Annotated in this window: 21 protein-coding genes; 11 read left to right on the top strand and 10 right to left on the bottom strand. The window is 62.7% G+C overall.

Translation table 11 applies throughout. The annotated features are described in order from the left end of the window. Positions 1-238 precede the first annotated feature (238 nt). Together ACGYLY_RS16935 and ACGYLY_RS16940 are read right to left on the bottom strand one after the other, a co-directional pair. Positions 239-706, bottom strand: coding sequence for a cupin domain-containing protein (locus ACGYLY_RS16935; RefSeq protein WP_395283282.1), 468 nt, complete (start codon positions 704-706; stop codon positions 239-241). A gap of 51 nt (positions 707-757) precedes the next feature. Next, entirely contained in the window at positions 758-1,225 is a 468-nt protein-coding gene (locus ACGYLY_RS16940) for a cupin domain-containing protein (protein WP_395283283.1), read from the bottom strand. Between the two features lie 207 nt (positions 1,226-1,432). On the opposite strand from ACGYLY_RS16940, the gene ACGYLY_RS16945 reads away from it, so the two are divergent. Continuing rightward, positions 1,433-1,753 (top strand): ferredoxin family protein, encoded by a 321-nt coding sequence (locus ACGYLY_RS16945; RefSeq protein ID WP_231185820.1) that lies wholly within the window; start codon positions 1,433-1,435, stop codon positions 1,751-1,753. Positions 1,754-1,857: 104 nt separating this feature from the next. Continuing rightward, entirely contained in the window at positions 1,858-2,238 is a 381-nt protein-coding gene (locus tag ACGYLY_RS16950; protein ID WP_395283285.1) for a hypothetical protein, read from the top strand. On the opposite strand, the gene ACGYLY_RS16955 is transcribed toward ACGYLY_RS16950, so the two are convergent. Together ACGYLY_RS16955 and ACGYLY_RS16960 are read right to left on the bottom strand one after the other, a co-directional pair. After that, on the bottom strand, positions 2,235-2,423 hold the full coding sequence (locus ACGYLY_RS16955; protein ID WP_395283286.1) for a DUF6757 family protein: 189 nt from the start codon (positions 2,421-2,423) through the stop codon (positions 2,235-2,237). The genes ACGYLY_RS16950 and ACGYLY_RS16955 overlap by 4 nt on opposite strands. A 56-nt stretch (positions 2,424-2,479) precedes the next feature. Continuing rightward, on the bottom strand, positions 2,480-3,268 hold the full coding sequence (locus tag ACGYLY_RS16960) for a PHP domain-containing protein (RefSeq protein ID WP_395283287.1): 789 nt from the start codon (positions 3,266-3,268) through the stop codon (positions 2,480-2,482). A gap of 165 nt (positions 3,269-3,433) precedes the next feature. Between ACGYLY_RS16960 and ACGYLY_RS16965 the strand changes: the two genes are divergently transcribed. Beyond that, positions 3,434-3,718, top strand: a complete 285-nt coding sequence (locus tag ACGYLY_RS16965; protein WP_231185812.1) for a DUF2795 domain-containing protein — start codon at positions 3,434-3,436, stop codon at positions 3,716-3,718. 4 nt (positions 3,719-3,722) lie between these two features. Here ACGYLY_RS16965 and ACGYLY_RS16970 read toward each other — a convergent pair whose 3' ends face one another. Then, positions 3,723-4,733: a DUF5784 family protein gene (locus ACGYLY_RS16970; RefSeq protein ID WP_395283288.1), complete on the bottom strand. Its 1,011-nt coding sequence runs from the start codon at positions 4,731-4,733 to the stop codon at positions 3,723-3,725. Positions 4,734-4,948: 215 nt separating this feature from the next. Between ACGYLY_RS16970 and ACGYLY_RS16975 the strand changes: the two genes are divergently transcribed. Further along, the gene (locus tag ACGYLY_RS16975; RefSeq protein WP_395284174.1) at positions 4,949-5,122 is read left to right on the top strand and encodes a DUF5786 family protein; all 174 of its coding nucleotides are present in this window, start codon (positions 4,949-4,951) and stop codon (positions 5,120-5,122) included. 23 nt (positions 5,123-5,145) lie between these two features. On the opposite strand, the gene ACGYLY_RS16980 is transcribed toward ACGYLY_RS16975, so the two are convergent. Next, on the bottom strand, positions 5,146-6,000 hold the full coding sequence (locus ACGYLY_RS16980; protein ID WP_395283289.1) for a YkgJ family cysteine cluster protein: 855 nt from the start codon (positions 5,998-6,000) through the stop codon (positions 5,146-5,148). 73 nt (positions 6,001-6,073) lie between these two features. Between ACGYLY_RS16980 and ACGYLY_RS16985 the strand changes: the two genes are divergently transcribed. From ACGYLY_RS16985 to ACGYLY_RS16995, 3 genes are all read left to right on the top strand, one after another. Further along, a complete protein-coding gene (locus ACGYLY_RS16985; RefSeq protein WP_395283290.1) occupies positions 6,074-6,352 on the top strand; it encodes a hypothetical protein in 279 nt (92 codons plus the stop codon). A gap of 116 nt (positions 6,353-6,468) precedes the next feature. After that, entirely contained in the window at positions 6,469-8,883 is a 2,415-nt protein-coding gene (locus ACGYLY_RS16990; protein WP_395283291.1) for a DUF4350 domain-containing protein, read from the top strand. Positions 8,884-9,174: 291 nt separating this feature from the next. Beyond that, a complete protein-coding gene (locus ACGYLY_RS16995; RefSeq protein WP_395283293.1) occupies positions 9,175-10,566 on the top strand; it encodes an ABC transporter substrate-binding protein in 1,392 nt (463 codons plus the stop codon). A 73-nt stretch (positions 10,567-10,639) separates the two neighbouring features. Here ACGYLY_RS16995 and ACGYLY_RS17000 read toward each other — a convergent pair whose 3' ends face one another. After that, positions 10,640-11,935: an MFS transporter gene (locus ACGYLY_RS17000; RefSeq protein ID WP_395283294.1), complete on the bottom strand. Its 1,296-nt coding sequence runs from the start codon at positions 11,933-11,935 to the stop codon at positions 10,640-10,642. Between the two features lie 425 nt (positions 11,936-12,360). Here ACGYLY_RS17000 and ACGYLY_RS17005 point away from each other — a divergent pair, with 425 nt between their 5' ends. The 4 genes from ACGYLY_RS17005 (at position 12,361) to ACGYLY_RS17020 (ending at position 18,106) form a co-directional block, all read left to right on the top strand. Beyond that, positions 12,361-12,570: a hypothetical protein gene (locus ACGYLY_RS17005; protein WP_395283295.1), complete on the top strand. Its 210-nt coding sequence runs from the start codon at positions 12,361-12,363 to the stop codon at positions 12,568-12,570. A gap of 67 nt (positions 12,571-12,637) precedes the next feature. Further along, positions 12,638-13,798: a hypothetical protein gene (locus ACGYLY_RS17010; RefSeq protein WP_395283296.1), complete on the top strand. Its 1,161-nt coding sequence runs from the start codon at positions 12,638-12,640 to the stop codon at positions 13,796-13,798. 118 nt (positions 13,799-13,916) lie between these two features. After that, positions 13,917-16,208: a cation:proton antiporter gene (locus tag ACGYLY_RS17015; RefSeq protein ID WP_395283298.1), complete on the top strand. Its 2,292-nt coding sequence runs from the start codon at positions 13,917-13,919 to the stop codon at positions 16,206-16,208. Between the two features lie 68 nt (positions 16,209-16,276). Further along, positions 16,277-18,106 carry a helicase C-terminal domain-containing protein gene (locus tag ACGYLY_RS17020; protein ID WP_395283300.1) on the top strand — a complete coding sequence of 610 codons (1,830 nt, stop codon included), beginning with the start codon at positions 16,277-16,279 and terminating at the stop codon, positions 18,104-18,106. 178 nt (positions 18,107-18,284) lie between these two features. Here the strand turns inward: ACGYLY_RS17020 and ACGYLY_RS17025 are convergent, their stop codons facing one another. The 3 genes from ACGYLY_RS17025 to ACGYLY_RS17035 are packed head-to-tail and all read right to left on the bottom strand — an operon-like array spanning position 18,285 to position 21,312. Further along, entirely contained in the window at positions 18,285-19,286 is a 1,002-nt protein-coding gene (locus ACGYLY_RS17025) for a class I SAM-dependent methyltransferase (RefSeq protein WP_395283302.1), read from the bottom strand. Beyond that, entirely contained in the window at positions 19,279-20,388 is a 1,110-nt protein-coding gene (locus ACGYLY_RS17030; RefSeq protein WP_395283303.1) for a 60S ribosomal export protein NMD3, read from the bottom strand. Before ACGYLY_RS17030 ends, ACGYLY_RS17025 begins: the two co-directional genes overlap by 8 nt. A 42-nt stretch (positions 20,389-20,430) precedes the next feature. Further along, entirely contained in the window at positions 20,431-21,312 is an 882-nt protein-coding gene (locus tag ACGYLY_RS17035) for an NAD-dependent epimerase/dehydratase family protein (protein ID WP_395283305.1), read from the bottom strand. Positions 21,313-21,414: the final 102 nt, after the last annotated feature.

Consider the following 21,414-nt stretch of genomic DNA (forward strand, 5'->3'; position numbering starts at 1 on the left):
TTCCGGTGGAAAAGTTACACGGGGGTTTTGGAGGAGTTGCGTTCCCCATCAAACAGCGCTCAGTTATGGTAGGGGACCGTTTCCGGTGGAAATTCGGAAAACGGAAGTCGGGTGTTCGGTGATCGCCAGTGATGACAGAGGGTTCGCTCCACGGGACCACCCGCAACGCGACGGCTTTGGACCACGCGCCGTGCATCTTCTCTACGGTTTCCGCGTCGCGCTGGCCGCTTTCCGCGTTTCAGTCCATCGTCCCGGTCACGGTAGCGCAGGTGAGACAGTACACTTCCACCTCGTCTCCGTCGTCGTTCACTCGCATCCAGTGTTGGGTTTGCTCGCCGCATTCGGGACAATCTCGAAGGAGTTCACCGTCCTCGCTCTCTCCCGGCGCACCCAGTGCGAGGGCGACGACGCGCCCTTCGCTCTCGTTTTTGCCTTGCTGATAATCGCCCGGTGCGAAGCGAACGATCTCGCCCGCTTCGACCACCACGTCGTCGCCCTTCGTCTCGAACGTCGCGGTGCCGGACTGGACGTAGAAGACCTCCTCTTGGTCGAAGTGGGTGTGCAGTCCGGGTGAGAAGGTGTCTCCGGGCGCGAGTTCGTAGTAGTTGATGGCCATATCTTCGGTGCCGAGGGCGTCCCCGACGGGTCGGGTCAGGTCGGCCGAACTCATGCGTCCGTCGACCTCGTCGATGGTGACTTTCTCCATACGTATCGTTCGATATCCCGTCGGAAAAATCCCCTCCCAACGCGAACGCAATCAGTCGAAACGACCGGTTTCCGCCCCGCAGTCGAGGCAGTAGGTGACGAGTTCCTCCTCGCTGTCCGCCATCTCGATTTTGTTCTGCGTCCGTTCGCCACACTCCTCACAGCGGCGGTACATCTCCACGTTCTCGGTGTCCCGTGGCGCGCCCAGTGCGAGAGCGGTGACGCGTTCGTCGCCCTCGTTGACGCCTCGTTGGAACTCCCCGGGTGCGAAGCGAATCAGTTCGCCCGCCGAAACGACGACGTTCCCGTTCTCCGTCTCGAACGTCGTCGTGCCGGATTGGACGTAAAAGACCTCCTCTTGGTCGTCGTGTGCGTGATAGCCGAACGCGAAACTGTCGCCGGGCGCGAGCTCGTAGTAGTTGATGGCGAGGTTGTCCGCACCGAGCGCCTTCGAAATCGGCCGCCGAACGTCGCCCGCGCTCATCTGCCCGTCGACATCGTCGACGTGAACTTTCTCCATGGGGTTTCTTCGCAGGTGGTGCCGTAAAACCCCGCTGACGAACGGTGGTATTTAAACCCATTGCAAAGCGAAAAACCCACACGGTGCTTTCGAGGCCTCTCTCGCGTGTTTTTAGCCCAACCTAAAAATTTCTGATGGTGCAAAAACTTAAGTAAGGGACCTGGTTTTAAGTACTCCTTTCGCGTCTACTCCGATAGGTGAGAGACCATGGCTATTGACCCACAATTTCACGAAAACCGCGAAAAGGTAGACGACCACGAGGGCCACGATGTTTGGGGTCCGGTGGACGAACCGGACAAGCTCGGCATCCACGGCACCCACGTCGCGGTGGACTTCGACCTCTGTATCGCTGACGGGGCCTGCCTCGAAGACTGCCCGGTCGACGTCTTCGAATGGGTAGACTCGCCGGGGCACCCAGAGAGCGAGGAGAAGGCGGACCCCACCAACGAAGCACAGTGTATCGACTGCATGCTCTGTGTGGACGTGTGCCCGGTCGATGCCATCGACGTCGATGCAGGCCGCGCCTGAGTAAGCAAAACCCTTCTTTGTGCTATCCGCGCGTTATTTATATATCGGTTCTCAACTAGTTGTATGAATCCTCGAAGCTCTCCAATGCCCGGGAGGTGGCGACGGTGGTGAACCACGCCATCGGGCGAAAAGAGGACGACGTCCTCGACCTCGATTTGGACGAAGCGGAACCCCCGTTCGACCCCACCGACGTTCTCGGAACGGAACACGAAGGCGATACGCTCACCGTCTATACCGTGAACGGCGGCGGCGCATCCCTCGTTCTGTCCGCCAGCGAGGAGACCCGTCCGCGTCCCGTTTCAGTAGACGAGAGGGAGCTGACGACGCTGGTTAGAACGGGCCTTTCCTACCTCTTTCGGGAGGGCATCCGAACCGTTCGCGTCCGGGCAAGTCCGGAGTCGGTTATCGACGCTCTGTCGACACTCGGCACTGCTTCCCTGTATCAGTACGACGAACTACGATTCACGGCGTGTACCGGGAACTAGTTTCCCTTTCCGCCGTCGGCCCCGTCCATACCGTCTACGTCGAGTTCGCTCCGTAGCTTTTGCATCACGTCCGAATCCGACAGCGATTCGAACTGCTCCCGAAAATGGGTGTCGCAGAGGCCGACCTGTACGCCACCCACTTCCGGCGCGAACGTCGCTTCTCGGCTACAGTAATGACACCGCATGGGGTAACGTATGGCTTCGACGAAATTGAACCCACCGCTCTTCGCCGCCGTCGATATCAGAGCGTCACCGCGCTTCTGAAATGTCGGTACTCCTCCTTCGAGAGTCCGGCCTTTCCGAGGACGTCCTCGTGGGCGTCGCTCCCGCCCGTCGGCACGAGGTTGTGGTCGGCGATCGCCCGTTCTATCGGCCGCGTATCCACTTCACGACCGTAGGGATAGTATCGCTCGACGGCGTCCAGCTCGCTCGTCAGTGCGAGCGCCGCCGTCGGGTCATCGTAGCGGTACGGATGGGCCAGCCCGACGAGGCCGCTCGCGTCCGAGAGGAGGGCCGCGCCACGCTCGAAACTCGGCACGTCACGGGCGACGTAACACGGCCCGTCCGCACCGATGAGGTTCTCGAACGCGCCGGAAAAGTCGTACTCCGTCTCCGGATGTGTGGCGATGGCACGGGCGATGTGCGGTCGTCCCAACCCCTCGCGCGATTCGAGGCCGAGGGTGATTCCGAGGCGCTCTTCCACGCAGTCGATGATCGTCTGTCCGCGCTCCTTGCGGTCGGTTTGTAGTCGCTCCAGTTCCTCGGCGAGTTCGGGTGTCGGATAGACGCCGTAGCCGAGGAGGTCCACATGCTGTCCGTCGGGAGCTTCGACCCGGAGTTCGATGCCGTGGACGACGGTGATACCGTCCACGACGGAGACCGGCGTCGGGAGGTCCGGATGGAGTCGGTCGTGGTCCGTGATGGCGACGACCGAAACGCCCGCCGACCTGGCGGCCGACGGAACCTCGGCGAGTTCCATCGATCCGTCGGAGTTGGTCGTGTGGACGTGAAGGTCCGCGAAAACGCTCATACCCCATGTCGGTCATCTCGGACGAAGGGATTTGTGGTTTGGCCGGAGATTTTGCGGATTGGAACGGCGACTACGAATGAGACTATACTGATTGTACATCCTTATATTCGACCCTATACCTTGGCGACAAAGTTTATAATGAACTTTGAGGCATGTTGATTCGTAATGACGTTGAAGCAAGCAAGTGAACTGCTCGACTCACACAACTATCCGACCGACACGGAACAGTTGATCGCATCCCACGGCGACTACGTTATCGACCTTCCGAACGGGACCGAAACGCTGGAAGAAGTGCTCGCACGGGTCGGAAACGAGACGTACGATTCGTCACAACAGGCCCAAGAGGCGATGTACAACGGCCTCAGCAGCAAGGCCATCGGTCGCCGCCATTACAGCGACCGCGACCCGACGACGATGGGGACGTTCGGCCCCGACCAGATCTCCTTCTAATCTATCAGACCCATTCGAGGGCCCGATTTAGCGAGAGCGGAACCGACCCCTTCTCGTAGGCTTCGATGCGTCCCGACGGACGAGCACGAAAGACGACCGCCGGACGGTGGCGGACGCCGGGTTGTTCGCCGACGACGGCGGCCCATTCGTCGTCCCTGAAGCCGGTACAGTCGACGAACAGCACAGCGCCGCCGCCGTGTTCGCTCAACTGTCCGTTCGTCTTCGTTTCGGCCGTCTCGCGCACGGCCGCGACGGGCGTGTCGGCGGCCCGCCGCGTCGGCGGCCGCGGGCGCGTCACTTCGACCAGCGACGATTGGTTGTCGTCGGGCGGGTCGGCGCGGAAGTCGAGCGAGTGACCGGTCGTCACTTCGATTTCGGGTTCGACGCCGTATCCAGCGTCGGTCAACACCTTCGCCACGGTGAACTCGCTCATCGTGGAACTCATCCGGTTCTCGTCGAAGTACTCGCTCGTCCCGAGTTTCGAGGCCATCGTGTACCGATAACCGTCCAACGCGCCGGTGCTGAGGAACCGCTCGTAAAACGAGAGGGCTTCGTCCCGCGTCGCGTCGGGAAAGCCCGCCGCGTACTTGCGGAAGAACGCCCGCGAGGTCTCGCGGCCGTCCTTCGAGAAGAAAACGGGAAGGAAGAACCACGAGAGGTAGTCGTATTCGGCTAGCCACGGCGACTCGACGGCCAAATCGGCGAGGAGTTCGCGCTGACTCCACCGCGCGATGGGGTACGGAACCTCGTCGAAGGTGAACTTGTTCGTTCGCCATAGTGCGGGAGGTGTCTCGGTGTTGCCGAGCCAATAGGCGAGTTCGTCGTTCCAGAGGAACAGCGCCACGTCGCCGTTGTCCATCTCGAACCGTCGGGCGTCGAAGCCGTTCGGTTCCACGTAGTGGGGGGTCGTCGAACGCGCCCCGAGGTTCGAATCGAGGTGCGAGTACAACTCCGTTGTTATGCGGTCGTCGTCCCACCGCTCCGTAGAGCGGCGAAAGCGGAGCGGGCTTGCCACGGAGGAACCTAGTAACCGAGAATGTTTACGTGTTATGCACCTCACGGGTCGTCTCCGACCGTCGTCACCTCCCTCCCCGTCGTTTTTCCCGACCTCTCGCTCGGTCCGTTTTTCCTGCTTCCCCCTTGCGTCTGACGATGGTACATCCTGAACGAATAATGTGATTATCCGTTACATTAATAACCGCCCCACGCCAAGGTATGAGTGTGGTTGTCATGTCAATGGGTGCCTATGACGAAGAAGAACACGAACGCCGTGAGCGGAAGAACAGTACCGTCGATACGACCTTCGACGACGAACGGTCGGATTACCACGGGACTGTCGAGTACGACTCCGGCGATTCTGCCGAAGATTTGCTCAAGCAGTTCGAGAAGATGAAATCCGAGTAGCACGGCTCTTCTTCGCGGCGAATTTACCAGCCGGGAGTCTCCGGTGCGCCGAAATCCGTTTCGACCCGTCCTGCGATCGATGCGTTCGGAACGTCCGATTCGGTTCGCGCCATCGCCTCCCACCGGCGAATCGAGCGAGCGACCCACGAGTCAGCGTCGCGTGCCGTCGTCAGGACGGATTCGTACGTTTCGTCGTCGATGGACGTCGTGCCGGGTCGGTTAGCGACGGCCGTGGCGACGAACCGAAACCTGTCGTCGTCGGTCAACTCGTCCGCGAGCAGACGCTCAACGACTCCTGCCAACTCGTCGGGGTCGGGATGGACGAACACCTTTTCGCCGATGGCTTGCGGCCCCAGCAGCAACCCGGAGAGCGTTCGCGGCGGTTCGTCGTCCACTAACCGATTTCCGTCGAACGCCGTTTCGACCCGTTCACACTCGGTTTCCCGCCCTAATTTGAGGTTGTGACCGGGATACTCCGCACATTCCGTGGGATACAACTCGTCGCCGTGAATCCGACACTGGAGGGTTTCCGGGTCGAGAAAGGCGCAGGTCGGAAGCCACCTCGGCCCGGTTTCGAACGGGGCGACCGGCTTGGGAGGTTTCCGAATCCCGAGGAAGAACGCCGGATTTCCGTCGATGGCTGCCAGCGTCACGCCGTCCACTTCCGGCCCGGATTCGTCCCGCCAGAGACGCGGCGTCAGCGCGTCGGCGAGTCCCGCCTCGACGAACGCCTGCACTTCCTCGCGCATGAGTGGAACGAAGTTGTACGCGTCGTCGAGCGGTTTTCGCGGGCCGCGTCGCTCGTGGTCCGTGGTTTCGGGAGCGATTTCGCGCCAGTCGATACAACAGCCTGCACACCCCTCACAGTTCACCTCCATACCGACCGAAGTACGGTAGTCTATCGCATAAACGGTCTGGTGGAACTATCCGGCTTCACGACGAAACCCGCGTATGGACACCGACACCGTGCGCGTCTGGTTGGTCGAACGAACGTACTCGGACGACGAACAGAACCTCATCATCCTCGTCTACGCGACGCCCGACGGGTCGCGCTACTTTCGGAAAGAGCGTGCGCTTCCGAGTTTCACAGGTGCTGCGCGGAAAACTAGTGCCGCTCTCGACGTTTCGGCGGACCAGTTGGGAACGGTCGAGGACGAGGAAACCCGCGACCGATACGCGACGGAAGCCGACCGCATGGCGACTGAATACGAACCCACCGAGGCCGTGTGAACATCTGTGTACCGAGACGTATATTGAGCAAATACGTGAATATATACGACATCGAAGTATAAAAATATACAAAAGAATACAATAATTTATGCCTCGTCAGTAGCCTGTTATAATCAATGCGAAGACGAACGTTCATGTCCGCGCTCGCGGCAGCGACCGCAACGGGACCGATAACCGCAACCCTCAGCTCCGACGTACGCGCCGCTTCGGGCGATATTTCGCCGCTCGAATGTCACTCGACGGCGAGCTTTCTCGATGCCGCGGGTGGTGAACTGACGGACAGTTCAGTCATCGCGGTGTGGGCGGAAAACACCGCCACGAACCACGACGCCGACTCGAACGGCGACGCGACCCTTTACGGCAGCGAAACGTCGATTCCGCTGGTCGTCTCCGACTCGAACGTCGTCGCGTTCGGGTCGATGCTCGTCGAGGACGACACCAACTGGCAGAACGGGAACGAGGAGTTCGTCCTCAACATTTGGGACGCCGAACTCGGTGGTTCCGGGACCGTTCTCTGGGACGAAGGCCACGACCAGTACTACGACCTCGCGTCGTTCTCCACGTTCGAGAGCTACGCCGAGAACAACGGCTACACGGTGACGGCGACGTCGAGCCTTTCCTCCGACCTCGGGAGCGCGGACGCGGCGGTCATCACGTCTCCCGCGACGGCGTTTTCCTCCTCGGAACTCGCCGACCTCCGGAACTTCGTTTCCGGCGGCGGAACGTTGTTCGTCCACGACCAATCCGACTACAACGACAACGACACGACGGCGAACCTGAACGACATCGCGAGTTCGCTCGGCCTCCCGTTCCGGTTCAACGACGACGAGGTGCTCGACGCCTCGAACAACGGCGGCGCGGACTACAAACCGCTCACGAGTCGGTTCAACGCGTCCTTCGATTACTTCACCGACCGCGAGGGACTCGGACTGGACAAGAGCGAGACGTACACCGTCGACGTCACCGAGGTCGCGGACGGCGACACGGCGACGGTGGAGTTCGACGACGGGTCCACCGAGAGCATCCGAATCCTCGGCATCGACACGCCCGAGAAGGCGGCGAACAGTTCCGCCGAGCGGATTCAGGAGTGGGAGGGAATCGAGGCGCTGAGCTACCTCCAGACGTGGGGGTCGAACGCCACCGACTTCGGGAAGAACGAGCTAAGCGGTGCGACCGTCGAACTCTCGTTCGACCCGAACGAACCGCTCCGGGACACCTACGGTCGCGTCCTCGGTTACCTCCACTACGATGCGACCGGCGACGGTACCCGTGACGACTTCTACAACCTCCGCGCCGTCGAAACCGGCCACGCCCGCGTGTACGGGTCCGGTTCCTCGTACCACGACGACATCTGGCGCGCCGAGGACACCGCACGGTCGAACGACACCGGTGTCTGGGGCCAAAGCGACCCCGACGCCTCCTCGGAGATTCGCAACCGTGGGGTGGACGACCTGTTCTTCCCGCAAGCCGCCAGCGTCAAGACCGTCTCGGGCGGCGTGCCGGACTCCCGCGTCCCGATTTACGCGGAAAGCACCGCCGCACAGTCCGGCGGCTACGCTTACAGCGGCGACATCCCGCTCGCGGCAGTCGACGATTCCGTCAACGTCGCCATGGTCGGGAGTCCGCTCATCGACGAGAGCTACGAGAGTTCCGAAGGTTTCGCCGTTGGTACGTCGGACTACGAAAATTTCGTTTTCCTCACGAACCTCATCGACTACGTGAGCAACCGAAGCGGTGATGTTCTCATCGACGGCGGTCACGGCCAGTTCGACGCGAGTTACGCCGTTTCGAACGATGACGCGGCGTACTACCAGCGCTACCTCGAAGGCGTCGACCTCTCGTTCGATCAGGCGAACGAACTCGACACGTTCGACCTCTCGCGCTGGCGGGCCATCGTCGTCACCACGCCCGCCGACCCGTTCACCAGCGCCGAAATCGATGCGCTCTCCTCGTTCGTCGCGGACGGCGGCGCAGTAGTCCTCGTCGGCGCTGGCACGGCACCGTCGGGTGCCCGCTCCAACCTGAACGACCTCGCTTCCTCGTTGGGCACCGACCTGCGAATCAACGGCGACCACGTCACCGACGGCACGAACAACGTCAACGGCGATTCGACGATTCCGACGACGACCGTCTTCGACACGTCCTTCCCGCTGTTCGACGCCTACGACGGTTCGACCGGCGACGGCGGCAGTGGCAGCGGCGACATCTCCATCGCCCAAATCCACGCGGACGCATCGGGTAACGACAACGACAACCTCAACGACGAGTACGTCGTCTTCGAGAACTCAGGAACCGGTTCCGTCGACCTCACCGGGTTTACCGTCGAGGACGAGGCCTCCCACACTTACGCCTTCCCGAGCGGCTTCACGCTGGACGCCGGCGCGCAGGTGACGCTCCACACCGGAACCGGTTCGGACACGAGTTCCGACCTCTACTGGGGCAACACCGGTTCCGCGGTGTGGAACAACGGCGGCGACACGGTATCCGTCTACGACGACAGCGGCGTACTGTACACGAGCGAGTCGTACTGAAAGGGACGCTTCGTTTCGATGTTTTATTTTTGAGACGTTTCGAGGAGTGATTGCCTGCTTTCGAAGGGAACGGCCACTGTTGGATGGAAATCGATGTATCTAGCGAACTCTGATATGTATCGGATAGCGCTATATCGAATGGGGGATATTTCGCCACCACTGCTTGCGACCGGACGTTTCCCGCGATCTCGGTTTTGTACTCCTCTCGGGTTCGACTCTCGGACTTCTCCCGTCTTTTTGGCAGGCCTAAAAATCGGAAACTCTATTATTGTTTAGGCTAGCCTAAAACCCATGGCAAACGACGAAACGGAACGTGACGGTCCGACGCGGCGGGATTCTCGCGAGCGCCAGCGAGTGAGAAGTCGTCGCGGGAGTGAGCAAAGCGAACACACCCGACGGGATTCCCGCGAGCGAATCGAGGGGGAAACCGTCGGGAAAGAGAGGTCGACGGTCGAACGGACCCGACGGGAGTACGTGAAGTACGGCGCTGCGGTGGTCGGTGGCGGACTACTTGCAGGCTGTTCGAGCGACACGAGCGGTTCGACCTCGACCACGGCCGAAGCAGGGACCGAGACCGACACGGAGACGAAATCAGGAACGGAGACGACAACCGAGACGACCACCCCCGAAGACGGACCCTACTCGGTGACGATGTCGCCGATGGGAACGGTCGAGTTTGAGGCCGTTCCGAAGAACGTGTTGGGGAGTTCGACGAACTACATCGACATCGCAGCGGCTCTCGGCCACCGCACCGCGGTGAAATCGACGGGATATCCGTCGTACACCGTTCCGTCGCTGACGTTCTTCTACTCCCGACTCGGCATCTCGGACGAGTGGCTCGATTTCACGGAAACGGGCGGGTACAACAAGGAAACGCTGTACGAATTGGACAGCGACGTTCACTTCATCGACCCGGCGTATCTCGGCACGCTCGACGGTTGGAGTAAATCGGACGTTCAGGAAATCGAGAAGAACATCGGGCCGGTTTTCGGCAACATGTACAGTCGAAAACACCGACAACCGCCCGAAGCCTACCGCGACTCCTACCGGTATTACACCCTGTGGGAACTCACCGAGAAGTTCGCGGCGGTGTTCCGGGAACGGGACCGATTCGAGGAACTGAATTCGATCAGGAAGACCCTCCTGTCGGACATTCAGTCGAAACTTCCGTCGCGGAACGACCGACCCACGGTCGGAATGGTGTACCCCCGGATTTCGGAGAACGCGTTTTACGTCCACAAACTCAACCAACCCGGGTACTTCTTCTCCCACACTCGTCCGTTGGAGGCTCCCGACGTCTTCGCGGACATCGCGACGGACGAGTACGGCGGCAAACTCGTCGATTACGAGGCGATGCTCGAAGCCGACCCGGACGTCATCATCATGAACCACGGTATCTCGGCGTACTACGATGTCGCCGACACCAAGGAGTCCATCCGGAATCACAGCGTGGGTTCGGAACTGACCGCCGTGAAGAACGACCGCCTCTACGCGTCCGGCAACCCGCGTCAAGGTCCCGTCATGAACCTCTTCCAGTTGGAGATGACCGCAAAGCAATTCTATCCGGAGCAGTTCGGCGAATGGCCGGGCTACGCCGACGGCGAACCGTACCCGGAGATTCCCGAAGCGGAACGGCTATTCGACCGCCAGCGCGTCGTAAACGTCGTCGACGGCGACTTCTGACCGAAGCGCTCGATCGCCGCTCGACCGTTTTCACACCCGGGCCGCGTTGAACCCCGTACGAGCGCGTGGCTCGTTACTCCTCGCTGTGGTTCGACGGGGCCGTCACGTCGAACGCCGCCGGGTCGGCGTTCGCGACGGCGGGGAGTTGCCGAAGTCGCGGTCGCGCGAGGGCGTACAGCCCCGTGAACCCGAAGCCAAACGCGGCTATTCCCATTGTCGTCGTCGTTCCTATCACCGCGGCGACCACGCCGCCGATGAGCGACCCGAGCGGCAGCGTGGCCCCGGAAGCCGTCCCCTTGATGGAGGACACGCGTCCGAGGAGGTCGGACGGAAACATGGTTTGGTTCAGCGTCGCCATGAGTACGCCGTTGATTCCCGCTGGCACCCACGCGAGCCCGAACAGGACGACGGTGAGCACGGGCGACTGCACGTACACCGCGGCGAACCAGCAGCATGCGGCCACCGAGTTGCCGACGAGCAACAACCGGCCGTACGCGACGCCTTCGAAATAGGGCGCGACGAGCGATCCGACGAGCCGCCCGATGCCGAGCGCACCGAGCAGCAAACCGTAGACGGCAGGGCCACCCAGCGCGTCGCCGAACGCCGGGAGGATGGCCAGCGTTACGCCGGTCGCCAAGTTTGCTACCGCCGTCGTGAGTATCAGTTCGACGAAGACGGTCCCCCGGAGGACGTCGCTCCCCGCTCGCAGGTCGTCGATGTACGACCCGAGTATCGACCCGTCGGTTCGCTCCGATTCGTTCTTCGCCGTGTCCTTCGGGACCACGATACCGGCGAACAACAGTCCCGCGACGGCGAACGTTGCCGAGTCGAACAGGAACAGCGTCGTCGCGCCGAAGACGGCGATGAACGCGCCGCCGAGCGCGTCGAACACCATGTCGAGACCGAGCGTGACGGTTGCGAGCGCGGAGTTCGCCCTCGATAGCCGCGAATCGGTCACGATTCGGGGGACGAGCGTCGTCTGCATCGGCGACGTCAGCAGCGTCGCCAGCGTCAGTATCGGAACCACGGCGAGCAGAACGTCGACGCTCATCCACCCCATCGACGCGGCGAGCGGGAGGACGAGAACGACGACACCCTGCAGAACCTGGGCCCCCACGAGTACGGGTTTGAGCGGGAACCGGTCCACGATGGGTCCGGCGAGTATCTGCAGGAGCCACGGGAGCAACAACAGCGAGTTCGCGATACCCGTGAGAACCGTCGAGCCGCTGAGTTCGAAGACGAGCCACAGGACGGCGACGGTGTAGAGGCTGTCCCCGGCGTTCGTCACGAACTCCCCGGCGAAGAACCGCCGGAAATCGCGGTTTCGCCACAGCGACGGCGCGCTCCCGTCCGCGCCGGTCGTGGTCATTTCCGACCACCTCCGGCGGTCGTCAGTCGTCGTTCGAGCGGTCCGTGGGACCGCGAGCGATGCGTCTGTCGTTCGAAAGGCGATGCGTGGATCGGCGAGTCGCGGCCGCGTGCCTGCGACTCCGTGGATGTCGGCATATGCGTAGGTGTTCGGTCGAAAAACTGCGGCTACGGGATGTAGCGGAACGAAACCCGAGTGCTGCGGCTATCGGACCTCGCTCCTCGGCGTGAGCGCGAGCGGTTCGAACACCGGACGATACGCAAGCCGGTACGTCATAGAACGGTTCGTTCCGAACTGTACGCCGTAGTGTATTTAGTTCTGACGGTGGTGTGATATCTCGTCACGAACCGCCACTCGCCCACTCGACGATTTCCCTCGTCGAACTCCCCGAACGTTCTTTCCCCGTGAACGACCAACCGATACCAATGACGACCGACAAGTGCGACGGGTGTGGGGCGGACGTGCCGATTGCGGGCGGTATCGCCAACCTCTGGAGTTCGAACCCGCAGACGACGGGCGGAATGACGTTGGAGTTCGAGGACGGGAGCGAACACTTCCTCTGCTACGCCTGTATCGAGGAGTTGCCGGACTACCCCTCGGCGGCGGACGTGGCGGCGCTCAGGGTCGGCGAGTGAACCGCGTGCGGATCGAGCGGAAACTGGACACAATATTGACGATTGTCCGGACCTTGGCTAGGGTAGGATGCGGGGTAGTCGAATCGGTTCGATTTGGGGGATTCCGGTCCTCGTCGATATCAGTCTCCTGTTGGCGCTTCCCGTCGTCGGGTGGTGGATTCAGCGCGGCGTCTCGGTCCGCGTGTGGATAGACGTCCTCACGGAAATTTCGCCGCACACGGTCCGCTATTCGGCCATCGACGTCGGACTGACCCCGTGGTTGGTCGGCGCGGTGGTGTTCTTCGGCTTCCTTGCGAGTCTCCTCGTTCACGACTTGGTACAGACGTGGTTGGCCCGCCGATACGGGGTCGAGACGCGCTACATCATGCTCTGGGTGTTCGGCAGCCTCTCGCAGTTCGATTACAGCACGAAGTACTTCGAGCGGGAAGCTCCCATCGCGCTCGCCGGATTGCTGACCAGCGCGCTTCTCACCGGTCTCTTCACGGCGGTCCTGTGGGCCATCCCCGGCGACCCGCAGGTCGTGGTGGTGTCCGTGGGTCTGTTGGCCATGTTCAACGGCGTCGTTTGGCTCGCCAACCTGTTCCCCATCTTCCCCTTCGACGGCGCACTCCTGCTTCGGTCCCTCCTCTGCCGGGTCACTTCGACCATGCAGGCGACGCGAATCGTCAGCGTCCTCGGGCAGGTCCTGGCGGTGGTGATAATCTTCTACGCCGCGTTCGTCCTTGACCACCTGCTCTTCGGCCTCGTCGCGGTGTTCTTCTTCTTCTCGGCGATGGACGAACGGCAGTTCGTGAGAAACCGGCTGTTTCTCGCGGACACGTCCGTCTCGGAGTTCGTCCGACGAAGGGAGCCGTGCGTCCCGTCGAAGACGTTGGTGGACGACTTCCTCGCCGAGGAACGACTCGACCTGAGCGACGAACGGGCGTTTCCGGTCTGCGACGGGGACGGCGCGCCGGTCGGCGTCCTCACGACCGACGCGTTGCGATCGTGGACGGACCGAACGGGTGTCTCGGCGACGACGAACGTCGGAAAGCTCGTTTCCGAAGACGTCGCCTCGATTCCCGAAGGCGAAACCGCTCTCACGGCGTATCTGCTGTTCCGGGATGGGACGAAGTACGTCCTCGTCTCGTATCCGGACGATATCGGTGTGCTGACGGCGTCGGAGTTCCTCCACATGCTCGATGTCCGCCAGCAGATAGCGGCCGTCAACCTCCGAAATCTCCCGTAGACCTCTTTTCCGCTCGGTCCGTCGTCGAGCGAACTGATGAGCGGACAGAGTTATATACGGCGGTGACTCCACCACGCAGTGCGAATGCGAAACCGATCCCGTAAGGTGGGGACATCCGATGACAGCGACAGTCACAGTAACTGCCGACGTGCTGCCACCGCTCAGTGAACACCAACTCCTCTACCTCTTCCTCCATCTGTTCCTCTTGCTATTTACCGCCCGTCTCCTCGGCGAAATCGCCCGATACACGGGATTACCGTCCGTGCTGGGCGAACTGCTCGCGGGTATCGTCCTCGGGCCGTCGATACTGGGAGCGATAGCGCCGGGACTGTTCGTCGCGATATTTCCGCAGAACGCGCTCCAGTATCACCTGGTAGAGGTCGTCTCCTGGATCGGACTGACGATGTTGCTCGTCGTCACCGGCTTCGAGACGGATTTGGATCTCATCTCCAGTCGGGCGAAACCGGCCACCTACACCGCGGCTACCGGAATCGCCGTCCCCTTCCTGCTGGGGTTCGGACTGGCGTACCTCCTCCCGTCGGAGTTTCTCGCGGCCGACGATCAGCGGCTCGTGTTCAGCCTGTTCATCGCGACGGCGCTCTCCATCTCGGCCATCCCGGTCATCGCGAAGGTCCTCATCGAGATGGGGGTGATGAATCGGGACATCGGACAGATAACCATCGCGTCGGGAATGATAAACGACACCGTCGGGTGGATTCTACTCGCGGTGGTTGCGAGTCTCGCCCGCAGCGGCGGCGGAGAGGCGGTCAGCACCGCCGGTGAGACCATCGTGCTGTTGGTCCTGTTCCTCGGCGCCGCCATCACGCTCGGCGACCGGGTGGTCAGGGGGACGCTTCGGTGGGTGGACAACACGCTCGGCGGCGACATCTCGATGGCGACCACGGTGATGATACTCGCGCTGGGCGTCGGAACGATCACTCAGTTCCTCGGCCTCGAAGCCGTCCTCGGCGCGTTCGTCGTCGGCGTCCTCGTCGGACAGGTCAAACGGTTCGACCGGGCGGCGCGACACACCTTCGAGGTCGTCACGATGAGCATCTTCGCGCCCATCTTCTTCGCGACGGCGGGTCTTCGAGTGGACCTGACGACGCTGTTGGTACCCACCGCGCTCCTCGGGGGACTCGCGGTTCTCGCCGTCGCCATCGTCGGCAAGTTCACGGGAACGTTCGTCGGCGCGAAAGCGTCGGGGCTGTCGAACTGGGAAGGTATCGCGATGGGGTCCGGGTTGAACGCCCGCGGCGCACTGGAAATAATCGTCGCGACCATCGGCATCAGCGTCGGCGTCCTCACCGGGACGACCTACACCATCATCGTGATGGTCGCCATCATCACCTCGTTGCTCGCGCCGCCGCTCCTGCGCGTTTCCCTGTCGAACATCGAACTCTCATCGGAGGAGGCCGAACGACTCGAACGCGAGGAGCGCGAAGCACAGGGGTTCCTCGGAAACGTCGTCCGCGTTCTCCTCCCGACGCGGTGTAGCCCCGACTCGCAGTTGGCGGCGCGGTTGGTCGGCTACATCGCCCGAACCCGCGAGATGGAGGCGACGAACATGTACGTCTCGGTGGACGGGGAACGGGTGGCCACCGGCGGATGGTTCTCTCGCCGCGTGAAACGCCTGCTCTCGTCCGGTTCGCGGACGAATCGGGTCGAGAGCGACGGCGGGACCGTCGGGGCGGACGCGAGTGGAATTCGGGCGGAGGTGTGTCTGGAGACGATGGCCGAACGGCTCGATCTCACCGCCGACAAGACGAGAAACATCGTCCGCACCGTCGAGGGGGACGCGAGCGAAACGGTCGTCACTGAAGCGGCCGACGGGTACGACCTGATGGTACTCGGAGCGCCGCCGCGACGGCCGAACGCGGAGGGACTGTTGTTCAGCACGGAGATCGACGACGTGCTGCGCGCGAGTCCGTGTCCTCTCCTCGCGGTGCGGGCCGGGGACTCCGCGAGACGGTCTCCCGGCGAACCGATACGCCGCATCCTGCTTCCGACCGTCGGGAACGAGTACAGCCGTCACGCCGCCGAAGTCGCGTTCGCCGTCGCCACCGAATGCGGCGCGCTGGTCGAAGTGATGCACGTGGTCAACCGACCGTGGACCGAGGAACTGTTCGAGGACGCGACGAACTTCCCCGAGGCAGTCCGATTGGGTGAGGACATCGTCGATCGAGAAGCCGAATTGGGGCGGCACATGGGCGCTCAGGTCGGAACCGAAGTAACCGTGGGCGAGCGCCCGGAGCGGACCATCGTCGAACGCGCGATGCTCACCGACACCGACCTCATCGTCGTCGGAACGGAGATCCGTCCGGCGTCACACCGCGCCTTCCTCGGCCATCGCGTCGAACACGTGCTGAAGAACGCGCCGTGTTCGGTTGCCGTCGTCAGTTCCCCGTAGCCGACCGTCCCCGTTTTCGCCCCGCGAGACCGGCGGGTTTTACGACCCTCCTTCCCGTTCTACCAACAGTGAACCCCGAGCGGATTTTTGACGAGTTCCCCGCGCCCTCCTTCCGTGGCAACCAACGGGAGGCGCTCGCCGACGTTCGGTCGGCGTTCGAGGGGGACAACGACGTGGTGTTGGTGCGGGCACCGACGGGGAGCGGCAAGTCCCTGCTCGCTCGGGCGATCGCGGGATGCGCTCGGCGCGTGGACGAGGCGGACCCGAGCGATTCGACGGGCGCGTACTACACGACGCCGCAGGTGTCGCAGTTGGACGACGTGGCCGAGGAACCCCTGCTCGACGACCTCAAAATCATCCGTGGGAAGCGAAACTACTCCTGTATTCTGCCCGGCGAACACGATACGCCGGTCAACCGAGCGCCCTGCGCTCGGGAGAAAGGGTACGACTGTTCGGTGAAACATCGCTGTCCGTACTTCTCCGACCGCGCCATCGCCAGCAACCGGGAAATCGCGGCGATGACGCTGGCGTACTTCATGCGGACCGCCGGGTCGGAGGTGTTCCGCAAGCGGGACGTGGTGGTCATCGACGAGGCGCACGGACTCGCCGAGTGGGCGGAGATGTACGCGGCCATCGACCTGAACTCCCGGACGGTCCCCATCTGGGACGACCTGAAGGTACCCGAAATCACCGGCCTCGACAGGGCGGTGGAGTACGCCGAGCGACTCGCCGGTACCTGCAAACGACGGAAGGACGACCTCGTCGCGCAACCGGAACTCACCCCCGGCGAGGTGGCACGACGGGACCGGTTTCAGGAACTCGTCTCCGAGTTGGACTGGTTCGTGGAGGACTACCGCGACCCGGATAGCGCGACGGAGTGGGTGGTGGACCAACCGGACGGCGCGGGCGGGCCGATGACCATCAAGCCGATGAACCCCGAACGCTACCTCGCCCATACCGTCTGGGAGCGGGGTAACGCGTTCGCGCTCCTCTCGGCGACGATTCTGAACAAGGAGGCGTTCTGTCGGCAGGTCGGCCTCGACCCGGAACGCGTCGCCCTCGTGGACGTTGGACACACCTTCCCGGTCGAAAACCGACCGCTGTACGACGTGACGCAGGGGAAGATGACCTACGAACACCGCGAGGAGACGATTCCCAAAATCGCGCGAACGGTCGTCAGGATCATGCAGGAACACCCCGACGAGAAGGGAATCGTCCACGCCCACTCCTATCACATTCAGAAAAAACTCGCGGAACAACTGGAGGCGTTCGGCGTCGGCGGGCGGGTGCGCGCCCACGGTCGGGACTCCCGCGACGCCGACCTCGATTCCTGGAAGGCCACCGACGACCCGGACGTATTCCTCTCGGTGAAGATGGAGGAGGCGCTGGATTTGAAGGGCGACCTCGCCCGCTGGCAGGTGCTCTGCAAAGCGCCGTTCCTGAACACGAGCGACTCGCGGGTCGCCCACCGACTCGAACACGGGCAGTGGGCGTGGTACTACCGCGCCGCGCTCCGAACCGTCATTCAGGCCTGCGGGCGGGTGATCCGTGCGCCGGACGACTACGGCGCGACGTACCTCGCCGATTCGAGCCTCCTGCAACTGTTCGACCGCGCTCGAACCGACATGCCCGACTGGTTCGAAGAACAGGTGGACCGCACGGCGTCTCCCGAGTTACCCGAGTTCGACCCGCGTTCGGCGGGCGCTTCCGCCGGGAGCATCGGCCACGGTAGCACTCGGCAGTTCGGTGGTGACGGTGGCGACGACAGCGGCCGCAACGATTCGACCCAGAGAAGCGAGTCGGGCGACTCCGATTCCGGGTCGAACTCGCGCCGGAACTCCCGTTCGCGGCGCTCCCGAAAGAAGAGTCCCATGGCGGACGTGTGGGACACGGAGTGATTCCCGCGAAGTCCATCCGACGGCTCAGATGAGCGTGACGGTGTAGGCGACGGCCGAACTCAACATCAGCAGGACGAAGAACAGCGAAATCCACTTTTGTCTGTCCATACGTGACCGAACGGTTCACGTTTGATAGGTGTTTCCCCCGACAGTTCGACCCCTCCGCCACGAAATTTTCTCAGTCGACCCGCGCATCGACGACGACGTGCCACACGCCCTCGCTGTGGCTTTTGACGCGGCGTTTATCGAGGATTTCGACCTCGTGCCCGCGTTCGTGGACCGCCGATTCGAGTCGCGAAACCGGACGCTCCCACAGTCGGTTTTCCGGCGTCGTCTCGTGCATGTGGACGACCCCGCCGGGTTCGAGGGCGCGCAACGCCGTGTCGAGATACTCGTGGGCGTCGTAGTAGCCCATGACGACGCGCTCCGCGCTCACGTCCGTCATCTCCCGGCAGTCGGCGCGGTAGGCGTCGATGCGGTGCGGAACGTCGTTCAGCATGGTATTCTCAACGAGGTACTTGAACGACGCCGGGTTGCGCTCGACGGCCGTCACCCGCGCCCCGGCGCGGGCCATCGGGAGCGCGAAGTAGCCGATTCCGGCGAACATGTCGAAGACGCGCTCGTCCGGCGAGACGATGTCTCCTATCCGAGAGCGCTCGCGCTGGTTGCCGGGAGCGAACATCACCTCGCGGAGGTCGAGGGCGTACTTCGTTCCGTGTTCGGTGTGGACGGTTTCGGTGTCGCTCGACCCCGCGATGACGGTCACCTCGGGTTCCCGGTGTTCGCCGGAAATCCCGCCGCGGGCGAGGACGGTTTCGGCTTCCCCGTGAAGGGCGAGGAGTTCCTCGCCGACCTCCTCGGGACGCGGGCAGTCGTCGCACTGGACGAGAATCACGTCCCCGATGACGGCCCACGACTTCGGGGCGCGGTCGATTTCGTCGTCCGTCCAACCGCGTTCCCGAAGCAGGGAGTCGAGGTCGGTGTGTCGGAACTCCGGGTCGGATTGTTCGAGTATCCCCTCGAACCCCGTTTCGGTCGGCCGTGCGGTCACGGGCAGTTCGACCAGTTCGTCGTCGTGTTCGCGAACCTTCCGGGAGGCGTCGTAGACGCCCTCAGCTTCCAGTTCCGTGATGGTGTCCTCGGCGCGCGGTTTCGCCGCGAGGACGGCGAGGTTACGCATCAGGGACCACGTACAGCCCCGATCGACTCTTGAAAACCGATACCGTCTCCGCGTCCTCGTCCATGTACGACGGCTTGGAAATCGTCTCGGTCTGGTAGGTCTCCGGGTCCAGCACCTGTACCGCGCGTTCGTCCGTCACCGCGACGAGCGTCGTCTCCTCGGCGTCGTCGATGGTCCCCAATTTGCGTGCGTCGGCGGCGTCCTCGTTTCCGAACTTGGCCTCGTACTCCTCACCGGTGGTAATCCGTCGGCCCTTCAGGTTTCCTTGCACGCTCCTGACGAGGACCGGCCCGTCGTCGTCGGGACTGATGATGTCGCCGGGCGTGAACGGCGGCAGACGGACGGCGTAGGTCACGCGATACACTCCGTTGCCGTCCTCGTCCTCCGTGACGAGGGTTTCCGCATCGGAAAAGCTCCCGCCGAACTCCTCGACCAGTTTGCTCGAAATCTTCTTTCCGATGTTGGTGGTCGAGACCTTGATGTTCAGGCCGTCTGGCGTCTCGTCCATCTCGGTGACGAAGGCGTTCCGGTCGCCCGTGGCCTCCATGTCCGCGACGATTTCGTTGGCGATTTCCTTGGCGCGTTTTTCCTCCTTCGGCGTGGGAACCCTATCGACGCCACGAACTTGGACGATGCTGGCGTAGTAGTCGCCCGCGATTCGGCCACAGCGGGTACACGTCTGCCGGGCGATCATCACGGGCACCATGATTTCTTCCTCCATCAGCGTGTCGCGGACGACGCCGGAGAAGTAACAGTGCATCCGAATCGTGTTCGGGTCTATCTGTTCGGGTTCCACCTGCCACGACACGTCGCGGGCGTCGACGTGGACCGCGAGCGCTTCGCTCACCTCCTCGATGGCGATGTCGGTGTAGTCCCGTGCGCCGACGTCCACCCAGCGTCGGCCGCGGTACACCGCACCGCACTGTGCACACACCCGGACTTCGATTCGCTCCGGCGCGTCCACGAGGTCGAATCGGTCGAAGTAACACGAATCACAGAGTTTTCGCTCGCGCGGGGAGGCGGAGGTCGGATAGTCCCGTTCCGTGATATCGACCTCGATGGGGTCGCCACAGTTCGGGCAGAATTCTCCAGAATCGGTCATTGACGGTTCTATGTCGTTCTCGCTTTTAAGCCTGTAGAAGGCTCACGGCGTGACGAACTCGTCCTCATCGACGGAATCACGCCACGAGTGGGTCGGCGTCCACCCGAGCATCGACTCGGCTTTCTCGGTCGAAAGCGCCGAATCCGCCCCCGAAATGGTACTCCGTTCCGGAACCCCACCGAAGAACTCGGTCAGGGCGTCTTCGATGGGTTCGTCGAGGTAGTTGTCCGCCGCCGAGACGATGAACGGTTCGTGTCCGTCGAAGTCCACCGTGATGGCCCGCTCGATTGCCGTCACGACGTCTCGAACGTCCACGTAGGACCAGAAGTTCCCCGCGCCGGTCGCGAGGTTGTCCCGGGCGTCGAGACAGTCGTACTCCGTGGGGAACTGCACCCACGACCCTCGAATCGAGGCGACGGGGACGCCGTATCGTCGGGCGACCATCGCACCGATCTGTTCGCCGACGGCCTTCGAGGTTCCGTACGGATCCCGCGGCCGAAGCGGGTGTTCCTCGTCCAACGGGAGATACTCGGGGAGGGTCGGTTCCCCCGCGAGTTGGAAGCCGTAGGCGCTCTCGTTCGACGCCCACGCGATGCGGGCGTTCGCTCGTCCCGCGGCGGTGAGGACGTTGTAGGCTCCGATGACGTTGTTCTCGAAGATTCGCATCCCGCTGTGGCGTTCGGGTGACGGAAGCGTCGCCCAGTGGACGACCGCGTCGGGATCCTCCGTCGAAATCGCTTCCGCCGTTTCGACCTGTTCGGTCAAATCCGCCGCACGAAAGGAAATTCCTCGATATCCTCCAAGCTCCCAGTTCGACCGCGAGAGACTGATGCAAGTGACGTCCCACCCGTGTTCGGCGAGGTGTTTGGCGAGCCAGCGACCGGTCCGGTCGAGGCTACCGGCTAAAACGACCGTGCCGGTCATCGAGATACCCTCGCCGGTTCAAACGAGAACATACTCCCCGTAATCCGTCTCTGGGGGTAAGCGTTCTGGCCTCCACGTGATTGAATATTTCTATTTTATATC

Source organism: Haladaptatus sp. CMAA 1909, from assembly GCF_043952005.1.
GTDB lineage: Archaea > Halobacteriota > Halobacteria > Halobacteriales > Haladaptataceae > Haladaptatus.

Excerpts from the sequence above, each read along its gene's own strand:
- ACGYLY_RS16935 (WP_395283282.1), bottom strand. The coding sequence starts at position 706 with ATGGAGAAAGTCACCATCGACGAGGTCGACGGACGCATGAGTTCGGCC.
- ACGYLY_RS16940 (WP_395283283.1), bottom strand. The coding sequence starts at position 1,225 with ATGGAGAAAGTTCACGTCGACGATGTCGACGGGCAGATGAGCGCGGGC.
- ACGYLY_RS16945 (WP_231185820.1), top strand. The coding sequence starts at position 1,433 with ATGGCTATTGACCCACAATTTCACGAAAACCGCGAAAAGGTAGACGAC.
- ACGYLY_RS16955 (WP_395283286.1), bottom strand. The coding sequence starts at position 2,423 with ATGCGGTGTCATTACTGTAGCCGAGAAGCGACGTTCGCGCCGGAAGTG.
- ACGYLY_RS16960 (WP_395283287.1), bottom strand. The coding sequence starts at position 3,268 with ATGAGCGTTTTCGCGGACCTTCACGTCCACACGACCAACTCCGACGGA.
- ACGYLY_RS16965 (WP_231185812.1), top strand. The coding sequence starts at position 3,434 with ATGACGTTGAAGCAAGCAAGTGAACTGCTCGACTCACACAACTATCCG.
- ACGYLY_RS16975 (WP_395284174.1), top strand. The coding sequence starts at position 4,949 with ATGTCAATGGGTGCCTATGACGAAGAAGAACACGAACGCCGTGAGCGG.
- ACGYLY_RS16980 (WP_395283289.1), bottom strand. The coding sequence starts at position 6,000 with ATGGAGGTGAACTGTGAGGGGTGTGCAGGCTGTTGTATCGACTGGCGC.
- ACGYLY_RS16985 (WP_395283290.1), top strand. The coding sequence starts at position 6,074 with ATGGACACCGACACCGTGCGCGTCTGGTTGGTCGAACGAACGTACTCG.
- ACGYLY_RS16990 (WP_395283291.1), top strand. The coding sequence starts at position 6,469 with ATGCGAAGACGAACGTTCATGTCCGCGCTCGCGGCAGCGACCGCAACG.
- ACGYLY_RS16995 (WP_395283293.1), top strand. The coding sequence starts at position 9,175 with ATGGCAAACGACGAAACGGAACGTGACGGTCCGACGCGGCGGGATTCT.
- ACGYLY_RS17000 (WP_395283294.1), bottom strand. The coding sequence starts at position 11,935 with ATGACCACGACCGGCGCGGACGGGAGCGCGCCGTCGCTGTGGCGAAAC.
- ACGYLY_RS17005 (WP_395283295.1), top strand. The coding sequence starts at position 12,361 with ATGACGACCGACAAGTGCGACGGGTGTGGGGCGGACGTGCCGATTGCG.
- ACGYLY_RS17010 (WP_395283296.1), top strand. The coding sequence starts at position 12,638 with ATGCGGGGTAGTCGAATCGGTTCGATTTGGGGGATTCCGGTCCTCGTC.
- ACGYLY_RS17015 (WP_395283298.1), top strand. The coding sequence starts at position 13,917 with ATGACAGCGACAGTCACAGTAACTGCCGACGTGCTGCCACCGCTCAGT.
- ACGYLY_RS17025 (WP_395283302.1), bottom strand. The coding sequence starts at position 19,286 with ATGCGTAACCTCGCCGTCCTCGCGGCGAAACCGCGCGCCGAGGACACC.
- ACGYLY_RS17030 (WP_395283303.1), bottom strand. The coding sequence starts at position 20,388 with ATGACCGATTCTGGAGAATTCTGCCCGAACTGTGGCGACCCCATCGAG.
- ACGYLY_RS17035 (WP_395283305.1), bottom strand. The coding sequence starts at position 21,312 with ATGACCGGCACGGTCGTTTTAGCCGGTAGCCTCGACCGGACCGGTCGC.